Origin of the sequence: Flavobacterium channae, from assembly GCF_021172165.1 — a bacterium.
Classification (GTDB): domain Bacteria; phylum Bacteroidota; class Bacteroidia; order Flavobacteriales; family Flavobacteriaceae; genus Flavobacterium; species Flavobacterium channae.
In genome coordinates, this window is the sequence record NZ_CP089096.1 from 2,401,568 (window position 1) to 2,416,434 (window position 14,867).

17 protein-coding genes are annotated in these 14,867 nt (G+C 31.5%); 1 reads left to right on the forward strand and 16 read right to left on the reverse strand.

What is annotated here, in order from left to right; all coding sequences use genetic code 11:
* Positions 1 to 82: 82 nt before the first annotated feature.
* Together LOS89_RS11175 and LOS89_RS11180 are read right to left on the reverse strand one after the other, a co-directional pair.
* The gene (locus LOS89_RS11175; RefSeq protein WP_231835328.1) at positions 83 to 1,396 is read right to left on the reverse strand and encodes an efflux RND transporter periplasmic adaptor subunit; all 1,314 of its coding nucleotides are present in this window, start codon (positions 1,394 to 1,396) and stop codon (positions 83 to 85) included.
* Positions 1,397 to 1,415: 19 nt separating this feature from the next.
* Complete coding sequence (locus tag LOS89_RS11180; protein WP_231835329.1) at positions 1,416 to 2,738, reverse strand: TolC family protein; 1,323 nt, start codon at positions 2,736 to 2,738, stop codon at positions 1,416 to 1,418.
* Positions 2,739 to 2,839: 101 nt separating this feature from the next.
* On the opposite strand from LOS89_RS11180, the gene LOS89_RS11185 reads away from it, so the two are divergent.
* On the forward strand, positions 2,840 to 4,231 hold the full coding sequence (locus LOS89_RS11185; protein ID WP_231835330.1) for a DUF4403 family protein: 1,392 nt from the start codon (positions 2,840 to 2,842) through the stop codon (positions 4,229 to 4,231).
* Positions 4,232 to 4,262: 31 nt separating this feature from the next.
* Here the strand turns inward: LOS89_RS11185 and LOS89_RS11190 are convergent, their stop codons facing one another.
* The 14 genes from LOS89_RS11190 to gcvH all read right to left on the reverse strand — a co-directional run bounded on the left by LOS89_RS11190 (position 4,263) and on the right by gcvH (position 14,782).
* The gene (locus tag LOS89_RS11190) at positions 4,263 to 4,541 is read right to left on the reverse strand and encodes a CAMCR motif-containing small membrane protein (RefSeq protein WP_374107724.1); all 279 of its coding nucleotides are present in this window, start codon (positions 4,539 to 4,541) and stop codon (positions 4,263 to 4,265) included.
* Positions 4,531 to 5,073 (reverse strand): DUF420 domain-containing protein, encoded by a 543-nt coding sequence (locus tag LOS89_RS11195; protein WP_231835332.1) that lies wholly within the window; start codon positions 5,071 to 5,073, stop codon positions 4,531 to 4,533. Before LOS89_RS11195 ends, LOS89_RS11190 begins: the two co-directional genes overlap by 11 nt.
* Before the next feature lies 1 nt (position 5,074).
* Complete coding sequence (locus LOS89_RS11200; protein ID WP_231835333.1) at positions 5,075 to 5,701, reverse strand: SCO family protein; 627 nt, start codon at positions 5,699 to 5,701, stop codon at positions 5,075 to 5,077.
* A gap of 5 nt (positions 5,702 to 5,706) precedes the next feature.
* Complete coding sequence (locus LOS89_RS11205; RefSeq protein ID WP_231835334.1) at positions 5,707 to 6,408, reverse strand: hypothetical protein; 702 nt, start codon at positions 6,406 to 6,408, stop codon at positions 5,707 to 5,709.
* A 77-nt stretch (positions 6,409 to 6,485) separates the two neighbouring features.
* On the reverse strand, positions 6,486 to 6,836 hold the full coding sequence (locus tag LOS89_RS11210; RefSeq protein WP_231835335.1) for a cytochrome C oxidase subunit IV family protein: 351 nt from the start codon (positions 6,834 to 6,836) through the stop codon (positions 6,486 to 6,488).
* A gap of 19 nt (positions 6,837 to 6,855) precedes the next feature.
* Positions 6,856 to 7,836, reverse strand: coding sequence for a cytochrome c oxidase subunit 3 (locus LOS89_RS11215; RefSeq protein WP_231835336.1), 981 nt, complete (start codon positions 7,834 to 7,836; stop codon positions 6,856 to 6,858).
* A 45-nt stretch (positions 7,837 to 7,881) separates the two neighbouring features.
* Complete coding sequence (locus tag LOS89_RS11220; RefSeq protein WP_231835337.1) at positions 7,882 to 8,469, reverse strand: cytochrome c oxidase subunit 3; 588 nt, start codon at positions 8,467 to 8,469, stop codon at positions 7,882 to 7,884.
* A gap of 2 nt (positions 8,470 to 8,471) precedes the next feature.
* A complete protein-coding gene (gene cyoE / locus LOS89_RS11225; RefSeq protein ID WP_231835338.1) occupies positions 8,472 to 9,374 on the reverse strand; it encodes a heme o synthase in 903 nt (300 codons plus the stop codon).
* Between the two features lie 90 nt (positions 9,375 to 9,464).
* Positions 9,465 to 11,570, reverse strand: coding sequence for a gliding motility outer membrane protein RemB (gene remB, locus LOS89_RS11230; protein ID WP_231835339.1), 2,106 nt, complete (start codon positions 11,568 to 11,570; stop codon positions 9,465 to 9,467).
* A 12-nt stretch (positions 11,571 to 11,582) separates the two neighbouring features.
* Positions 11,583 to 12,326 carry a deoxyribose-phosphate aldolase gene (gene deoC / locus LOS89_RS11235; protein ID WP_231837071.1) on the reverse strand — a complete coding sequence of 248 codons (744 nt, stop codon included), beginning with the start codon at positions 12,324 to 12,326 and terminating at the stop codon, positions 11,583 to 11,585.
* A gap of 76 nt (positions 12,327 to 12,402) precedes the next feature.
* The gene (locus LOS89_RS11240; RefSeq protein WP_231835340.1) at positions 12,403 to 13,167 is read right to left on the reverse strand and encodes an energy transducer TonB; all 765 of its coding nucleotides are present in this window, start codon (positions 13,165 to 13,167) and stop codon (positions 12,403 to 12,405) included.
* A gap of 91 nt (positions 13,168 to 13,258) precedes the next feature.
* Positions 13,259 to 13,996, reverse strand: coding sequence for an energy transducer TonB (locus LOS89_RS11245; RefSeq protein WP_231835341.1), 738 nt, complete (start codon positions 13,994 to 13,996; stop codon positions 13,259 to 13,261).
* A gap of 44 nt (positions 13,997 to 14,040) precedes the next feature.
* The gene (locus tag LOS89_RS11250) at positions 14,041 to 14,433 is read right to left on the reverse strand and encodes a VanZ family protein (protein ID WP_231835342.1); all 393 of its coding nucleotides are present in this window, start codon (positions 14,431 to 14,433) and stop codon (positions 14,041 to 14,043) included.
* On the reverse strand, positions 14,402 to 14,782 hold the full coding sequence (gene gcvH, locus LOS89_RS11255; protein WP_231835343.1) for a glycine cleavage system protein GcvH: 381 nt from the start codon (positions 14,780 to 14,782) through the stop codon (positions 14,402 to 14,404). The genes LOS89_RS11250 and gcvH overlap by 32 nt, the downstream gene beginning before the upstream one ends.
* Positions 14,783 to 14,867: the final 85 nt, after the last annotated feature.

The following is a 14,867-nucleotide window of genomic DNA, read 5'->3' on the forward strand; positions in this document are numbered from 1 at the left end:
GCAAAGTTAAGAAGTTATAATCGTAAAAAAAATAAGGCGTAGTTTCCTACGCCTTATCAACCCAAATTAAATTATAAGAAATCTATTTCTTACTTTCTTTTTTATCTTTTTCAGTTTCTACTCTAACTTTATCGTTAGATGCTAATTCTTTTGAAACCGTTGTATATGGTCCGATAATAATTTCTTCACCTGGTTTTAATCCAGACATGATTTCTATATTGCTATCATCTTGAATTCCTGTTTTTACAACTCTTAACTTAGCCTTATCTCCTACTTTTACAAAAACACATTCGTATTTTTTATCACTTTTAGGAGCATTTCCTTTTTGTTCTTGTTCTTTCTTTTCTAATTCAGCAACAACATCTTTTTTAACCGAAGTTGTATCGTCTTTTACAACAACTGCACTTATTGGCACCGCAACAACTTTTTCTTTACGTTTTGTAATAATATCAACCGTAGCTGTCATTCCAGGTCTAAATGGTGAATAATTTTCAGGCTTACCTTCTAATAAATCCATATATGACTCTTTCAAAATTCTAACTTTAACTTTGAAATTAGTTACTTGATCTGCAGTTAAAGCCGTACTAGCCGAGTTAGAAATACTTGTTACAATTCCTTTAAACTCTCTTTTTAAATATGCATCAACTTCAATTTTTGCAGAATCACCGATATTAACTTTAACAATATCATTTTCGTTTACATCAACTTCAACTTCCATATTGTTTAAGTTCGCAATTCTCAAAATTTCAGTACCCGCCATTTGTTGCGTTCCTAAAACTCTTTCACCTAACTCTACATTTAACAATGAAATTGTTCCATCAGCTGGAGCATAAATTGTAGTTCTTCCTAAATTATCTTTAGCTTCTGTAACTGTTGCCGAAGCACTTTGTACTTGATAGTAAGCCGATTGTTTATTTGCTACAGCCACTTCATAAGATGAAACCACTTTATCCCATTCTGACTTTGAAATGATTCCTTTTTCAAATAATCTTTGATTTCTATCGTAATTTGCTTTTGCTTCTTTTACTTGCGCATCTGCCTGACTTAAACCCGCTTTAGTTGTTGACATAGAAGCAACAGAACGGTTTACACCAGATTCATATAAATCAGGATTGATTCTTACTAATAAATCTCCTTTTTTAACTTGTTGTCCTTCTTTTATAGGCAACGCAATAATTTCACCCGAAACTTCAGAAGATATTTTAACTTCTATTTCAGGTTGGATTTTTCCTGTTGCAGATACTGTTTCTATAATTGTAGTTTCCGCAACTTTTGATAACTCAACAATTTTTGAATCATCATTATTTCCAATAACACCACCTTTTTTAAGTCCAACTAACAATAAGATTAATCCGATTGCACTTCCTAATAAAATGAATATGGTTTTCTTTGACATGACTAAGTATTTATTTTAACTATTGTTTTTTAATTAATGGAATTCCGAAATAGAATTCTAATATTTTGGTTCTAAAAATATAATCGTATTTGGTTCTTAAAACTTCTGATTGTGCGTTTTCTAAGGCAATTGTTGATTGAGAAAAATCAAATGCATTTAACAAGCCAACTTCATATCTTGCTTTAGAAAAATCAAATGCTTGTTTACGAGCTTCTAATGTTTTTTGAGCAGCTTCAAACGCTTTCTTAGCATTCGAAACATCATTATATGCTTGATAAACATTACGTTCTAAATCCAACTCAGCTTGTTTTAACTGAAACTCTGAACGCTCTTGATTAATTTTTGCTCTTTGAACTCTTGCTCTACTTGCAAAACCATTTAAAATAGGCACATTCAATTGTAATCCTACTGCCGTTCCATCAAACAATGTTAACTGATCAATAAAATTAAAAGGTGTACTTTCAGACCAACGTGTATTATATCCAACAAAACCAGCTAATGTTGGCAAGTACGAAGAACGAGAAATTGCAACATCTTTTTTTGCAACATCAACATTTGACATAGCAATTTTTACATCTTTTACAGACTCTCTTGCTTTTTCTAGTATAGCTTCTTGAGATTCGTTTTGAATATTTGTAATAGGCAAATCAATCACTTCATCAGAAATATCAAATGTTGCATAATCTTCAATTAACAATGTTTGACACAAACCAATTTTAGCAATCAAAAGTGCATTTTCAGTATTAATTATTTGCTGTTGTTGTGTTGCATCTGTTGCTTGCAATTCATAAATATCTCCAGCTGGAACAGAACCTGCATCAATAAGTTCTTGAGTTCTTTTCAGATTCTCTTTGGTAATTAAATTTTGATTTAACTGAACCTTTAATTGTTCTTTATTAAATAGAATTTGCAAGTATGAATTTGCTACAGAAAGCGCAATATCATCTTTCATTTTATCTAAACGATACGAATTAGCAATTTTATTTAACTTAGTTCTCTGTAATGTTTTCCAATTAGCCAAACCATTAAACAAAACAATATTTGAGTTAGCAGAAGCAGAAAATGATTTAAAAGTTTGATTTTGAAATTGATTCGTAACCGGGTTAATACTTGCCCCAGTATTTACACTATAATTAGCATTACCGCTTAATGTCGGTAAAAAACCACCTATCGCTTCTAATTTTTCAACTTCTGAAGTTTTTAAATCCAATTCTGACTGCTTAACGGAAATATTATTTTTAATAGCATAATCTACACATTCTTCCAAAGTCCATTTTTTACTTTGAGCCGAAAGTTGAAAACCTATCAACAATAGAAAAAAAACTATTTTTTTTGTTATCATTTTATGTGCTTTAATTCTCATTTCCTATAAGACCTCTTTTTCATTATTTTGTTACAGCATATCAATTAAAATTTTACTTTTACACTCAAAAAATCATTTTAATGAAAACTCTTTTAGTAGCAATCTCCTTAATATCAGTATTGCTTTTCACTATTTCTTGTGGCACTTCAAATAAAATAGAAGCATTAAAACCGGCTCCATCAAACAACAATCCTGTAGTTTTTAAAAACAAAGTTTCTTTTATTTCGATGCCAGTTGAAATCACTTTAAAGGAATTAGAACAGCAACTAAATAAAAATGTTACGGGTTTAATCTACAACGATTCGATTTTAAATGACGATAAAACCGAAATGAAGATTTGGAAAACGGCTCCTATTAAGCTAAGTGAGAAAGACGGTAATATTATATCGGTTATTCCTTTAAAAATTTGGGCAAAATTCAAATACGGAACCGATTTTATGGGATTAAATGATACCAGAGAAATCAATCTTAACGGCACCATTACTCTTGATAGCAAAACACATTTAACCAATTGGAAATTGACTACTGATTCAAAAATCGAAGACTTTGAATGGAGTGAAAGTCCAAATATTGTTGTGGCTGGAAAAAAGGTTCCAATAACATACATTATCAACCCAACACTTAGCATGTTTAAATCGAAAATTTCAAGAATGATTGACAAAGCAATTAACGAAAACTGCGATTTTAAACCTCATGTTTTAGATGCATTACAAAAATTAAGCAATCCGATTTTAACTAGCGAACAATACGAAACTTGGTTTAAAATGGTTCCTTTAGAATTGTATGTTACTGAAGCAAAACTCAACAAAACCAAAATCATGTTGAACATGGGATTGAAATGCAACATGCAAACTATGGTAGGACAAGAACCAAAAAACGGTTTTGATGCCACAAAAATTGTTTTAAAACCTGTCGCTACAATTCCAGACAACACCAACGTATCTGTGGTGGCTGTTTCAACTTTTGAAAGTGCAAGCAAAATTGTAACTAAAAATTTCCAAGGACAAGAATTTGCATCGGGAAGTAGAAAAATTGTAGTTCAAAAAGTAGACTTGTGGCAAAAAGATGGTAAAATGATTATTGCTTTAGATGTTATGGGAAGCATCAACGGAACCATCTATTTATCTGGAATTCCAAATTACAACTCAGTAACAAAAGAAATTTATTTTGACCAAATGGAATATGTTTTAAATACCAAAAGTGTTTTGATGAAATCGGCCAATTGGTTATTACATGGCACTATTTTGAAAAGTATTCAAGAGAACTGTCGCTATTCCATAAAAGGAAATTTAGAAGAAGGCAAGCAAAACTTAAAACCATATTTAACCAATTATTCTCCAATGAAAGGTGTTTTTGTAAACGGAACAATCAACGATTTTGAATTTGAAAAAGTTGAACTTACCGATAAAGCAATTATTGCATTTATAGCAACATCAGGAAAAATGGACATTAAGATTGATGGATTAGAATAAATAAAAAAGGCGTTTTAATGAAACGCATTTTTTATTCTACTTTCTTTTTAGTGTATTTTAATCGATATATCGCATATCCTAAAATGCCTACTAAGATGTAAGGAATTGCCATTAAATATACAATCCCATCATTTACTGCTTCGGCTTGCACTCCACCTTCTTCACTTTCAAGTGCCGCTCTACACATAGCACACTGAGCCTCAGCAATGAAAGGCAAAAGCAAAAAGCATAAAGTAAAAAGTATTTTATTAAATACTTCCTGCTTTGTTTTTTTTACTTTTAACTTTTTACTTTTCACTTTAAGATGCATAATAAGGAGAAATCATTAAATAAACTATTACACCTGTAACTGCAACGTATAACCAAATAGGAAATGTAATTTTAGCTATTTTTTTGTGTTTGTCAAAACGCTCTGACCATGCTTTTACATAAGTAGTCAGAACTAATGGAATAATAATAATTGACAATAAAATATGAGTAATTAATATAAAATAATATACGTATTTAATTGCTCCTTCTCCACCAAATTTAGTCGAATCAGATGTCATGTGATAAGCTACATACATAGCTAAAAAAGCAACAGAACAAGCAATCGCAAATTTCATTAAATTTTCATGCAATTTTCTATTACCATTTTTTATAGCCACGACAGCACTAACCAAAAGAACAGCGGTTAAACCGTTTATTGTTGCGTAAATTGGCGGTAAAAAAGACAATGGTTGCACATCATAACCAAGCTTTCTTAAATTCACACCAAATAACAATGCAACTACTGCTGGTATAACAACCGACAAAACAACAATTAACTTGTTATACTTTGTTTCTTTACTTAATGAACTCATATTACTCCTCTAATAATTTTTTAATATCTTCTTTGATTGCTTCTACTCCTGATTCTTCCAATCCATCATAATATAAAATTGGATTTCCTTGAGCGTCTTTTCTACATCTAATTTTTCCTTCTTTATCAATTAAAGCAAATAATCCCGAATGCTCAAATCCGCCAGCGACTTTATTATTCACACCAGCATATAAATTAAATCCTTTATTTGCCAAATTGAAAATATACGCCTTATCTCCAGTTAAAAAATGCCAGTTATAATGCTTTACGCCTAACAAATCAGCATGTTCTTTTAATACTTTTGAAGTATCATGTTCTGGATTAATTGTAATAGATGCAATACCAAAATTAGGATTACCATAAAATTCATCTTGCAATTGCAACATGCTTTGATTCATTTTTGGACAAATAGTAGGACAAGTTGAAAAGAAAAACTCAACCACATATACTTTACCTAGATAATCTTCATTTGAAATAGTTTTATTATTTTGATTGGTTAGTTTGAAAGCTGGTACTGGACCGATTTCAACTAAATCAGATTTTTGAAATTTTCCAACAATTTTTGGTACTGCCCAAATCCCGAAAATTAAAACAATAAATGAAATCCCAATATACGATTTATTTTTCATTCTCTTTATTTTTGTTTTTCAATATTCTCTTTAATATTATCTCTAAAAGCGTCTTTTCTTTCGTTTTTATTCTTTTTAAGCGCTAATCTATATTCACGCAAAATGATTTTGATATCATCCGTCATTTCATTGTGTAAATCAGCAGCCGAAATTGTATTATAACTTTCTTTATACTCGCTTTCGCCTTGCTTGTTTTTTCCTTTTCTACCACGATGATTCAATTCTTTATCAACTATTATAACAGCAGGCGTTCCTTTATTCTCATCAAGTTGCCCAATCAATTTATAACTATCGTAAAATTCTTGAATCTTCTCTGGTGTTGAAAAAACAAATTTCCAACCACTCATATCACCAGTAATAGGTGCTAATTCATCAATAATTTGTTGACAATCCTTTTCATTTCCTAAAGGCACTACCATAATCATTTGAAAATCTTTAAAGCCTTTATACTTGTTGTAAATCTTCTGATTTAGATTAAAAAAGTTGCCGCGATTTTCAATTACTTTATCTCCAACAAAACCAAGAACGGTGATTTTTCCTTTCATTGATTCTTTTGTACCTTCTAAACCAATCCAATCGGCTGGAATATCTTTATTATTCTTAGAGATTGTTGGTAAAAAAAGTGAATTATGAGATGCCGTAGAAAACACCAAATAAATGGCGATAGGCAATATAAAAAGAGAAATGAGGACTAATTTATTTTTCATTAAATGAAACTAATTTTGTTCGTACAAAAATAAAAAAAATCCCGATGTAAATCGGGATTATATATTAGAAACTAGTGTTAAAATATCCACTTTAAGTGACCAGTTTTATAAACTTCATAAATGTAGTCTCCTTCTACTAATAAAATAAAACATAAGTAAAGGATTAAGAATACTACTGTCCAAACGATAGATCTTCTAAACCATTTTTTCTCACCTTCCATGTGCATGAAAGCCCAAGTAATATAGTAAGCTTTTACAATTGTTAAGATGATGAACAACCAGTTAAGTAAGTTCATACCTAAAACATTAGTAAAATGTAATGATTTTGGTTTATAGATACCGAATAAAACTTCTACGATAGTAATTACAGATAGTATTCCAAAAACTACCCAAATTCTTTTTGTATTTGATTCGTGTGCGTGTGCCATGATAAATCTTATTATATAATTATACTAAATAGAAGAAAGTAAATACGAATACCCACACTAAATCGACAAAGTGCCAGTACAATCCAACTTTTTCAACCATTTCGTAGCTTTTTCTTTTCTCGTAAGTACCTAATAACACATTAAAGAAAATGATGATATTAATTAATACTCCTGTAAATACGTGGAAACCGTGGAAACCAGTAATGAAGAAGAAGAAATTAGCAAATAATTTATGTCCGTACTCGTTTCTAACTAAGTTAGCTCCTTCAACAACATATTTAGCTTCGCTTAATCTTTTTAAAGATTCTTCTCTAGATAAAACCGTTTTATGTTTTTCAGCATTTAAAAACTCCGAACGAACTAAAATAGACTCATCAGCTTTAAAACCTTCAACAACTTCATTTACTGAATAAGATGGTAATGAAGCTTCGCTCATAAACCACATACCGTTATTTCTATTCAATTGCTCTCTTGCTTCTGGTAAAGTAGCAGCAAAATCAGCTAAAGCAACTCTTTTATAAGTTCCGTCTTCTTGCTTTTGAACAAATTGTAAGATAGAACCACCTTTTGTTTCAACAGCTCCATATTCTCCTTTGATGAAATTTTTCCATTCCCAAGCTTGAGAACCTAAGAAGATAAAACCTCCAATAATAGTTAAAAACATGTAGAAAGCTACTTTCGATTTTTTCAAGTGATGACCAGCATCAACAGCTAAAACCATAGTAACTGAAGAGAAAATTAAGATAAAAGTCATTAACGCTACATAATACATTGGCGCGTTTACACCGTGTAAAAATGGAAAGTGGTTAAAAACTTCATCCGCGATAGGCCAAGTTTCAATGAATTTAAATCTTGAAAAACCATACGCAGCTAAGAAACCAGAAAAGGTTAATGCATCTGATAAGATGAAATACCACATCATCATTTTACCATAGGTTGCCCCTAATGGTCCTGGACCTCCGTCTAAAGCGTGTTCGTCTGAAATAACTGTCGCTCCCATAAATTTTTTAATTGTTAAAAAGTTCCCAAATTTATTATTTTTTTTCTATTTGAAAAAATAGAAAAATAAAAACAAATAAACCCAAATAAAATCCATAAAGTGCCAATACATCGCACTTAGCTCTATACCAAGGGTTTGAGCCGAATTGTATTTTTGTTTATAATGATTATAAATTACTACTAAAAGTGAAATTATACCTCCTAAAAGGTGCGCAATATGAACTAAAACAGCAATATATAAAAATGAAGTTGTTACATTACTTTCACTTCCAGTAAAAAAATAGCCATTTTCGATTACTTGCCCAAATCCTTTAAACTGTAATACTATAAATGTAATTCCAAGCGCTAATGTAATCAATAAAAACATTGAAGCACCACTTCTATTATCTTTTTTTGTTGCTTGCAACGCTAAATAAAAAGTAAAACTACTAACTAACATTGCCACAGTACTCGCTACGAAAGCCGAAGGCAGAACAAAATCTTTTAACCAATCTGGTCGTGATTTACTTACTACATAAGCACTTGTTAAACCAGCGAAAATCATACAAATACTAATCATTCCAAACCACAACAACATTTTGTAAGTTCTTCCTTTTCTAGCTTGTTCTTCTTCGAATGTCATTCTATTTTCCATAACTATCGTAAAAATTTATCTAAAACATATATTATTTGTAACAAAGAAATATAAGAAACGCTAATTATCATAAGCTTTCTTGCCGCTTTCGCATCCATTTCTTTGTAAAGTTTAACCGCATAAAACAACATCCATAATCCTAACAACACAACCAATCCTGCCGAAATTTTAGACAACATTAATTTACCTGTAAACCCAAAAACTGGAATTACCGAAGCTAAAATCATCCAAATAGTATATAAAATGGTTTGTAAAGCTGTTTTTTTATCGCGTTTCCCTGTTGGTAACATGAAAAATCCTGCCTTTTCATAATCTTCATATAAAAACCAGCCGATTGCCCAAAAATGAGGAAATTGCCAAAAGAATTGTATAATAAATAAAGTTCCTGCTTCTATTCCAAATTGACCTGTAGCCGCAACCCAACCCAACATAAAAGGAATTGCCCCTGGAAAAGCACCTACAAAAACCGACAAAGGTGTCACGGTTTTTAATGGCGTATACAAACTCACATACATGAAAATCGAAATTGCACCAAACATAGCGGTTTTAGGATTTACATTATACAAGATAGTCAATCCTAAAACGGTTAAAATAAAACCTAAAATAAACGCTTTTTGTTTAGAAATACGACCAGAAGGTAACGGACGATTTTTAGTTCGATCCATTTTGGCATCCAATTCAATTTCGATGATTTGATTGAAAACATTAGAAGCACCCACCATGCAATAACCACCAACAACCAAAAGCAATAAAACCAACCATTCAAAAGGTTGTTCCTCATTAAATCCTAACAAATATCCTGCAATGGTAGAAACCACTACACTAATAGACAAGCGTGCCTTAGTAATTTCTACAAAGTCTTTGTATAACGATTTCTGAATTTGAGGTTGTGTATTCGTGTCCACTTTTGTGTTTTTCGCTGTGAAATTGCGCGCAAAGATACGATATGAAAATTAGATTTTAGAATTTACAATTTAGAAAATTCGTTAAATCTACTAATAATCAAAATACCAGTTAAATAAATCGCTTCTAAGTCCAATTGAAAACCAAGTCGTGTTTGATTTTACAGATGTAGCCGTTTCAGCTGTTGGATCGAAATTTCTTAACAACACATTCCCGAAAACTTTTAAATTATATGCTGGATTCACTAAGTAACCTACTTGCAAATCAGCAATCATAACAGTTGTTTTGTTTCCTTGCGCAATTGAAACTCCGGTGTCATAAGGACGATTTTCGTCATAGTCCAAATAAATATTCCCTCCGTAGTTGAAGTTATCGGTTCCGTTGTTAAAATCAAATCCACGTTGTCCATAAATTAACTTCGCATCTGCAAAATATCTTCCTCTGTAATAACGAGCAATTGCAACTAATTCTCTGAAATTTGCTCCCCAAGCATGTCCCATACTTTGATTATTATGCCCGTAGTTTGTTATTGGATTACTATGCGAATACACGTAAGGACGCACTTGGTTGTATTCTATCTGTAGTAATAAATTCTTTATTTTGAAAGCATCGTAATATTTTGCTCCAATTTGGTAAGCAAATTTATTTCTCCAACTTTGATTGCTTTCTTTCACATCGCCAATAGCAAATTCATCAATTAAAAATTGTCCGTAGAAATTAATTTGATTGTTCCATTTGTATTTTGAAGTCAATCCTAATAATGCATTTCCTGTTTTAGAAGAAGAACCAAACTCCACAGTTCTATAGAAAATCAATGGATTTACAAAATTGAAATCAAAACCTCTATCATTAGCATTTGTCCAAACAACATTTTCGAAGAAACCTAAATTCCATCGTTTTGTAACATTCCAACTCAAATAATGACTTGCCATATATTTTGTAGCATAGGTTCCGTCGATTGTTGCTGCATCGCGAACGTCTTTCAACCACATGTAGGTATTGGTGTATTTTATTTTCCAAAATGTAGTATTGATTTTAAAATACGGATACGGACTAGTGGCATCACTTTGCAATAACGAACGATATCCATCACCTAAGAAATTTCTACCGTAACCCAATTGAAGATTGATAAACTTACTTGGCTGATATTTGATATTAGCTTCGGCCAAAGGAAAATCGTACGCATCTTCTTTGAAACGTTTTGCAATTCCAACGCCAGGAATAATAGCAGGATTTCCTCCTGAAGGTCGAATACTTTCGGCATACGTATTGTAATAATCTGCAAATCGACCTTGACTTTCATAAACCGAAGTTGTAAAAGTCAATTGTGAACCCAAACCTCCTGTCACAATCAAACCTCTGGTATTTACAAAAGTATTAGAAGCTTCACTTTCTGTATCTTTTCCTAATCTAAAATCAAAAATTGGATTCAATGTAAACCAATAACCTTCGCCTTGAATGGCTACTAAATTTTCATTCCATAATTTTCTTCCCCACCAAGAAGCTTTTTGTTTAGCAAAAGATTGATTTACTGTTTCAAAATCATAATATTTTGCAACTTCATCATAAGAATATGGTTTAGATGCTGTATGGTTATTACTTCCTACTTGATTTAACAACGCGTCAAAAACACCATAATTTTGATGTGAAAATTGTACAATTCCAGTACTTTTGAATTGTGGATTTTCGAAAGGTTTTAATTTTATTTCGTCGTATTCCAACAATTCTTTCTTATTATCAATAAGTCTTGTATTGGTCTTGGTCAATATAGCTTCCTGAGCTTCCTCATCGCTCATTGAAGGAACCAACGGAATATTTATCTTAATAGAGAATTTAGAATACGTTGGTTTTCCCGAATAAGTAGCCGGTTTGATTTTTGGCAACGTTCCAAAAACACGATTTGATTCATTTTTTAGAGATTCGTGTGCTGCATCTGTGTATAATACTTTGAAATTCCCGATAGTATCTACTTCAAAAACGGCAATAACTACACCTTTGTAATTTTGCTCTTGAAGCTCTTGCGGAACTTTAAAATTGTTGTAAAAATAATTTTGAAGAGTATTGTAAAAACATTTTTCTTGTTGTTTTCCTATTGCGTTTTCACATTCAGGAAATTTAGGAAATTGTTCGTTTGAAGTATTTTGAGCATTCGTTACAAAACCCAAAACCATTAGTAATACACAATATATTTTTCTCATTAAATCTCTTTTTTAATAATTGCTGTTTGCTATTTCACCATTCGCAATTGCTTTAGCAGCAGATGTTCCAATTCTTTTAACGCCAAGTTGAATCATTTCAACAGCTTCTTCGTATGTTCTAACACCACCAGCCGCTTTTACTGGTAGCGGACATGAGTTTTCCAACATTAATTTAATTGTAGCAAAAGTGGCTCCGTTTGGAACACCTTCTGGAGTTTTATAAAAACCTGTTGAAGATTTCACAAACACTTTATCGTATTCTTTTTCACTAAAGTTAGCAATTACCACATTTTTGATTAATGCTGTAAGTTGCACAATTTGATGATTATCAAGCGCAGCCACTTCAATAATCCATTTTACTATTTTATTGTGAGCTAATCCTAATTTTGTTCCTTCAAAAACTTGTTCTTTTACAGCTTCAATTTCACCTCTTTTGAAAGCTTCATAATCGACAACATAATCCAAATCGTCAACACCATTTTTGATAGCCTGAGTTGCTTCACCAAGCTTATCTTCTAGAGTTCCATTACCTTCAGGGAAATCAATCACTGTTCCAATTGTAACTTTGGAATTGGCTTCTTGAATCATTTTTTTAGCCAAAGCCACTTTATCTGGTCGAATCATAATTAATTTAAAATCATTATCGATCGCTTCTTGGATACAATTCTCAACAACTTTGGTGTTTTCCTTTTCTGAAAGATTGGCTTGAGCAGCCGTTTTAAGGTAAGTTGAATCTAAATATTGTTTAATATTCATATTACGTTGGATTACGAAAGTGTAAAAATAAAAAAATCCCATCGAAATGGGACTTTTTTATAGAAATAATATTTCATTATCTAATTTTAAACACAACTGGAATAGAGTATTTGATTTTTACCGCTTTATCTCCTTGCATTGCAGGAATTATTTTTGGTAATTTTTTAACCGCTTTTTCAGCAGCTAATTGCATTTCTAAAGTTGATCTTTTATTGCTGATAGCTTTTACATTAGTAATCGCACCTTTTTCATCAATTACAAACTCTACCTGAGCAACACCTTGTTTTCCATCACTTAAATCCACTTCAGGATACATTAAATTTCTTACAATAGCTTTGGCCAATTGCTCATCAAAACATGCCTTTTGTTGATCTCTACTCAAACCTTTACAAGCTGGAAACATTGGCAATCTTTCAACAGAAAAAACATTTGGCTCTACTGGATTATCAACAGGTATTTTTTCTTTACCAGTATCAGTATCGCTTGGAGTAGTATTTGTCTCAGTATTTGTATTATTCGGATTGTCTTGTGTTGCTATTTGTGTGTTAGAATCTTCTTTCTTTGGTTCATCTATTGTTGGCTTAAAAACATGAGCAACTCTAGGAACTTTTGCAACTACAGGCTTACTTAACTCTTGTGGTTTAGTTGCCGGTGCGGGATTATAAACAAATGTAGGCTCAGGAAATATTTCAGTTGTTGGTATATAAGCAACAGCCTTAGACTCATTTTTGAAATTAAATTCAAGAACAAACAATACAACAAGCATAGTGGCAATTAAACCAACTTGAAAATAGATGAAACTATTTTTCGCTCTTTTCGGAAACTCAACATTTGCTTTCATAAGTATATAGATTTATAGTTAACAGTTTGTTAATTAACCTATACAATTTATGTGCCAAAAAAAATCCCAACTAAAAAGTTGGGATCTGATATTATTGTAATTTGAATGTAATTGGCTGACTGTATTTTACTTTTACAGGTTTACCTCTTTGCATTCCTGGTTTAAACTTAGGAAGTTTTTCAATAACTCTTTTTGCTTCTTTCTCTAAAAGCTCTCCACCTTTAGGACCTCTAACTTGTACATTTGTAATTCCACCATCTTTATCGATTACGAATAAAACTGAAACTCTACCTTGAATTCCATCTTCCATCGCTCTCTCTGGATATTGTTGATTCTTTTTAATATGCTTAGCCATTTGCTCCATAAAACATTCTAAACGTCTATTTTTTGGCTCTTTTTCACAACCAGGAAAAACAGGAACATCTTCGATAACTGCAAAAGGAACTTCTTCATCAATTTCTTCAGCTGTTCCACCTTCGCTACCATATTGAGATGCATTGTTAACTACAACAACTGGTTTGTTTTCATCAACCTCTGTAGTTTCAATTTTTTTATCTTCAATAACTTGTTTGTTATCTACGATTTGGATTACTTCTGGTGCTGGCGGTGGTGGTGGTGGTAATTTTTGCACAGGAGGCATAGTTAAGATTGCCTCTTCATCTTCTACAAAATTATCCACTATATCTAATTTTTCAACCTCTACTCTTGGATCTTCTGATTTAAGCTCAATGCCAACGTAAGTCAACAATAACACAGCAGTAAGACCTACAAGGAAATATAGCGAACTATTTCTCTTAGGATCTACATTAGGATTTTTCTTTACTTCCATAATTTTAATTTTGAGGTGCTAATATAGTTAATATTAGAACTGTTTTAAAAAAATTTATTAAAAATTTTATTTTTCATACAATACAAACTAACAAAACCTACAACGGCTCCTGATGAATTAGCTAGCGCATCATAAATATCAGCTTGTCTTGTTTTGGTTAATACGCCTTGTAATACCTCAATAATTATGCCATAAACAATTGCAAAAAGGACTATTGACCAATCATTTTTTATCTTAAAATAAGATTTTTTATTAGCTAAGCCCCACAAAATGACAAATACGAAGTAAAAAACAAAATGTATTATTTTATCGTTCCCAACAATTTTAACTCTTGGAAGCGAACTCATACTTACCAAACTAGCGACAGTTATTGCAACTGTCCAAAGAATGGCAAGTAATAGAAATTTATGCTCCGATAAGCGCTTTATAATCTTCACTTGATAAAAGTGCATCTACTTCAGACGCATCAGAAATTTTTACTTTTACCATCCAACCATCTCCATAAGGATCAGAGTTTACTTTTTCTGGATCAGACTCTAAAGAATCATTAAATTCAATAATTTCACCTGATAAAGGTAAAAATAAATCAGAAACTGTTTTAACAGCCTCAACTGTTCCAAACACTTCGTCTTTATCTAAAGTTTGATCTAAAGTTTCTACTTCAACATATACAATATCACCCAATTCTTTTTGAGCAAAATCAGTAATTCCTACAGTAGCAACATCACCATCGATTGAAACCCATTCGTGATCTTTAGTGTATTTTAAATTAGTTGGTATATTCATTTGGTTTTAATTTTTTGACGTACAAATGTAATTGTATTTATTGAATTGAAAAAAAGGTTTTTGTTATTTTTTTGAATAAAAAAAC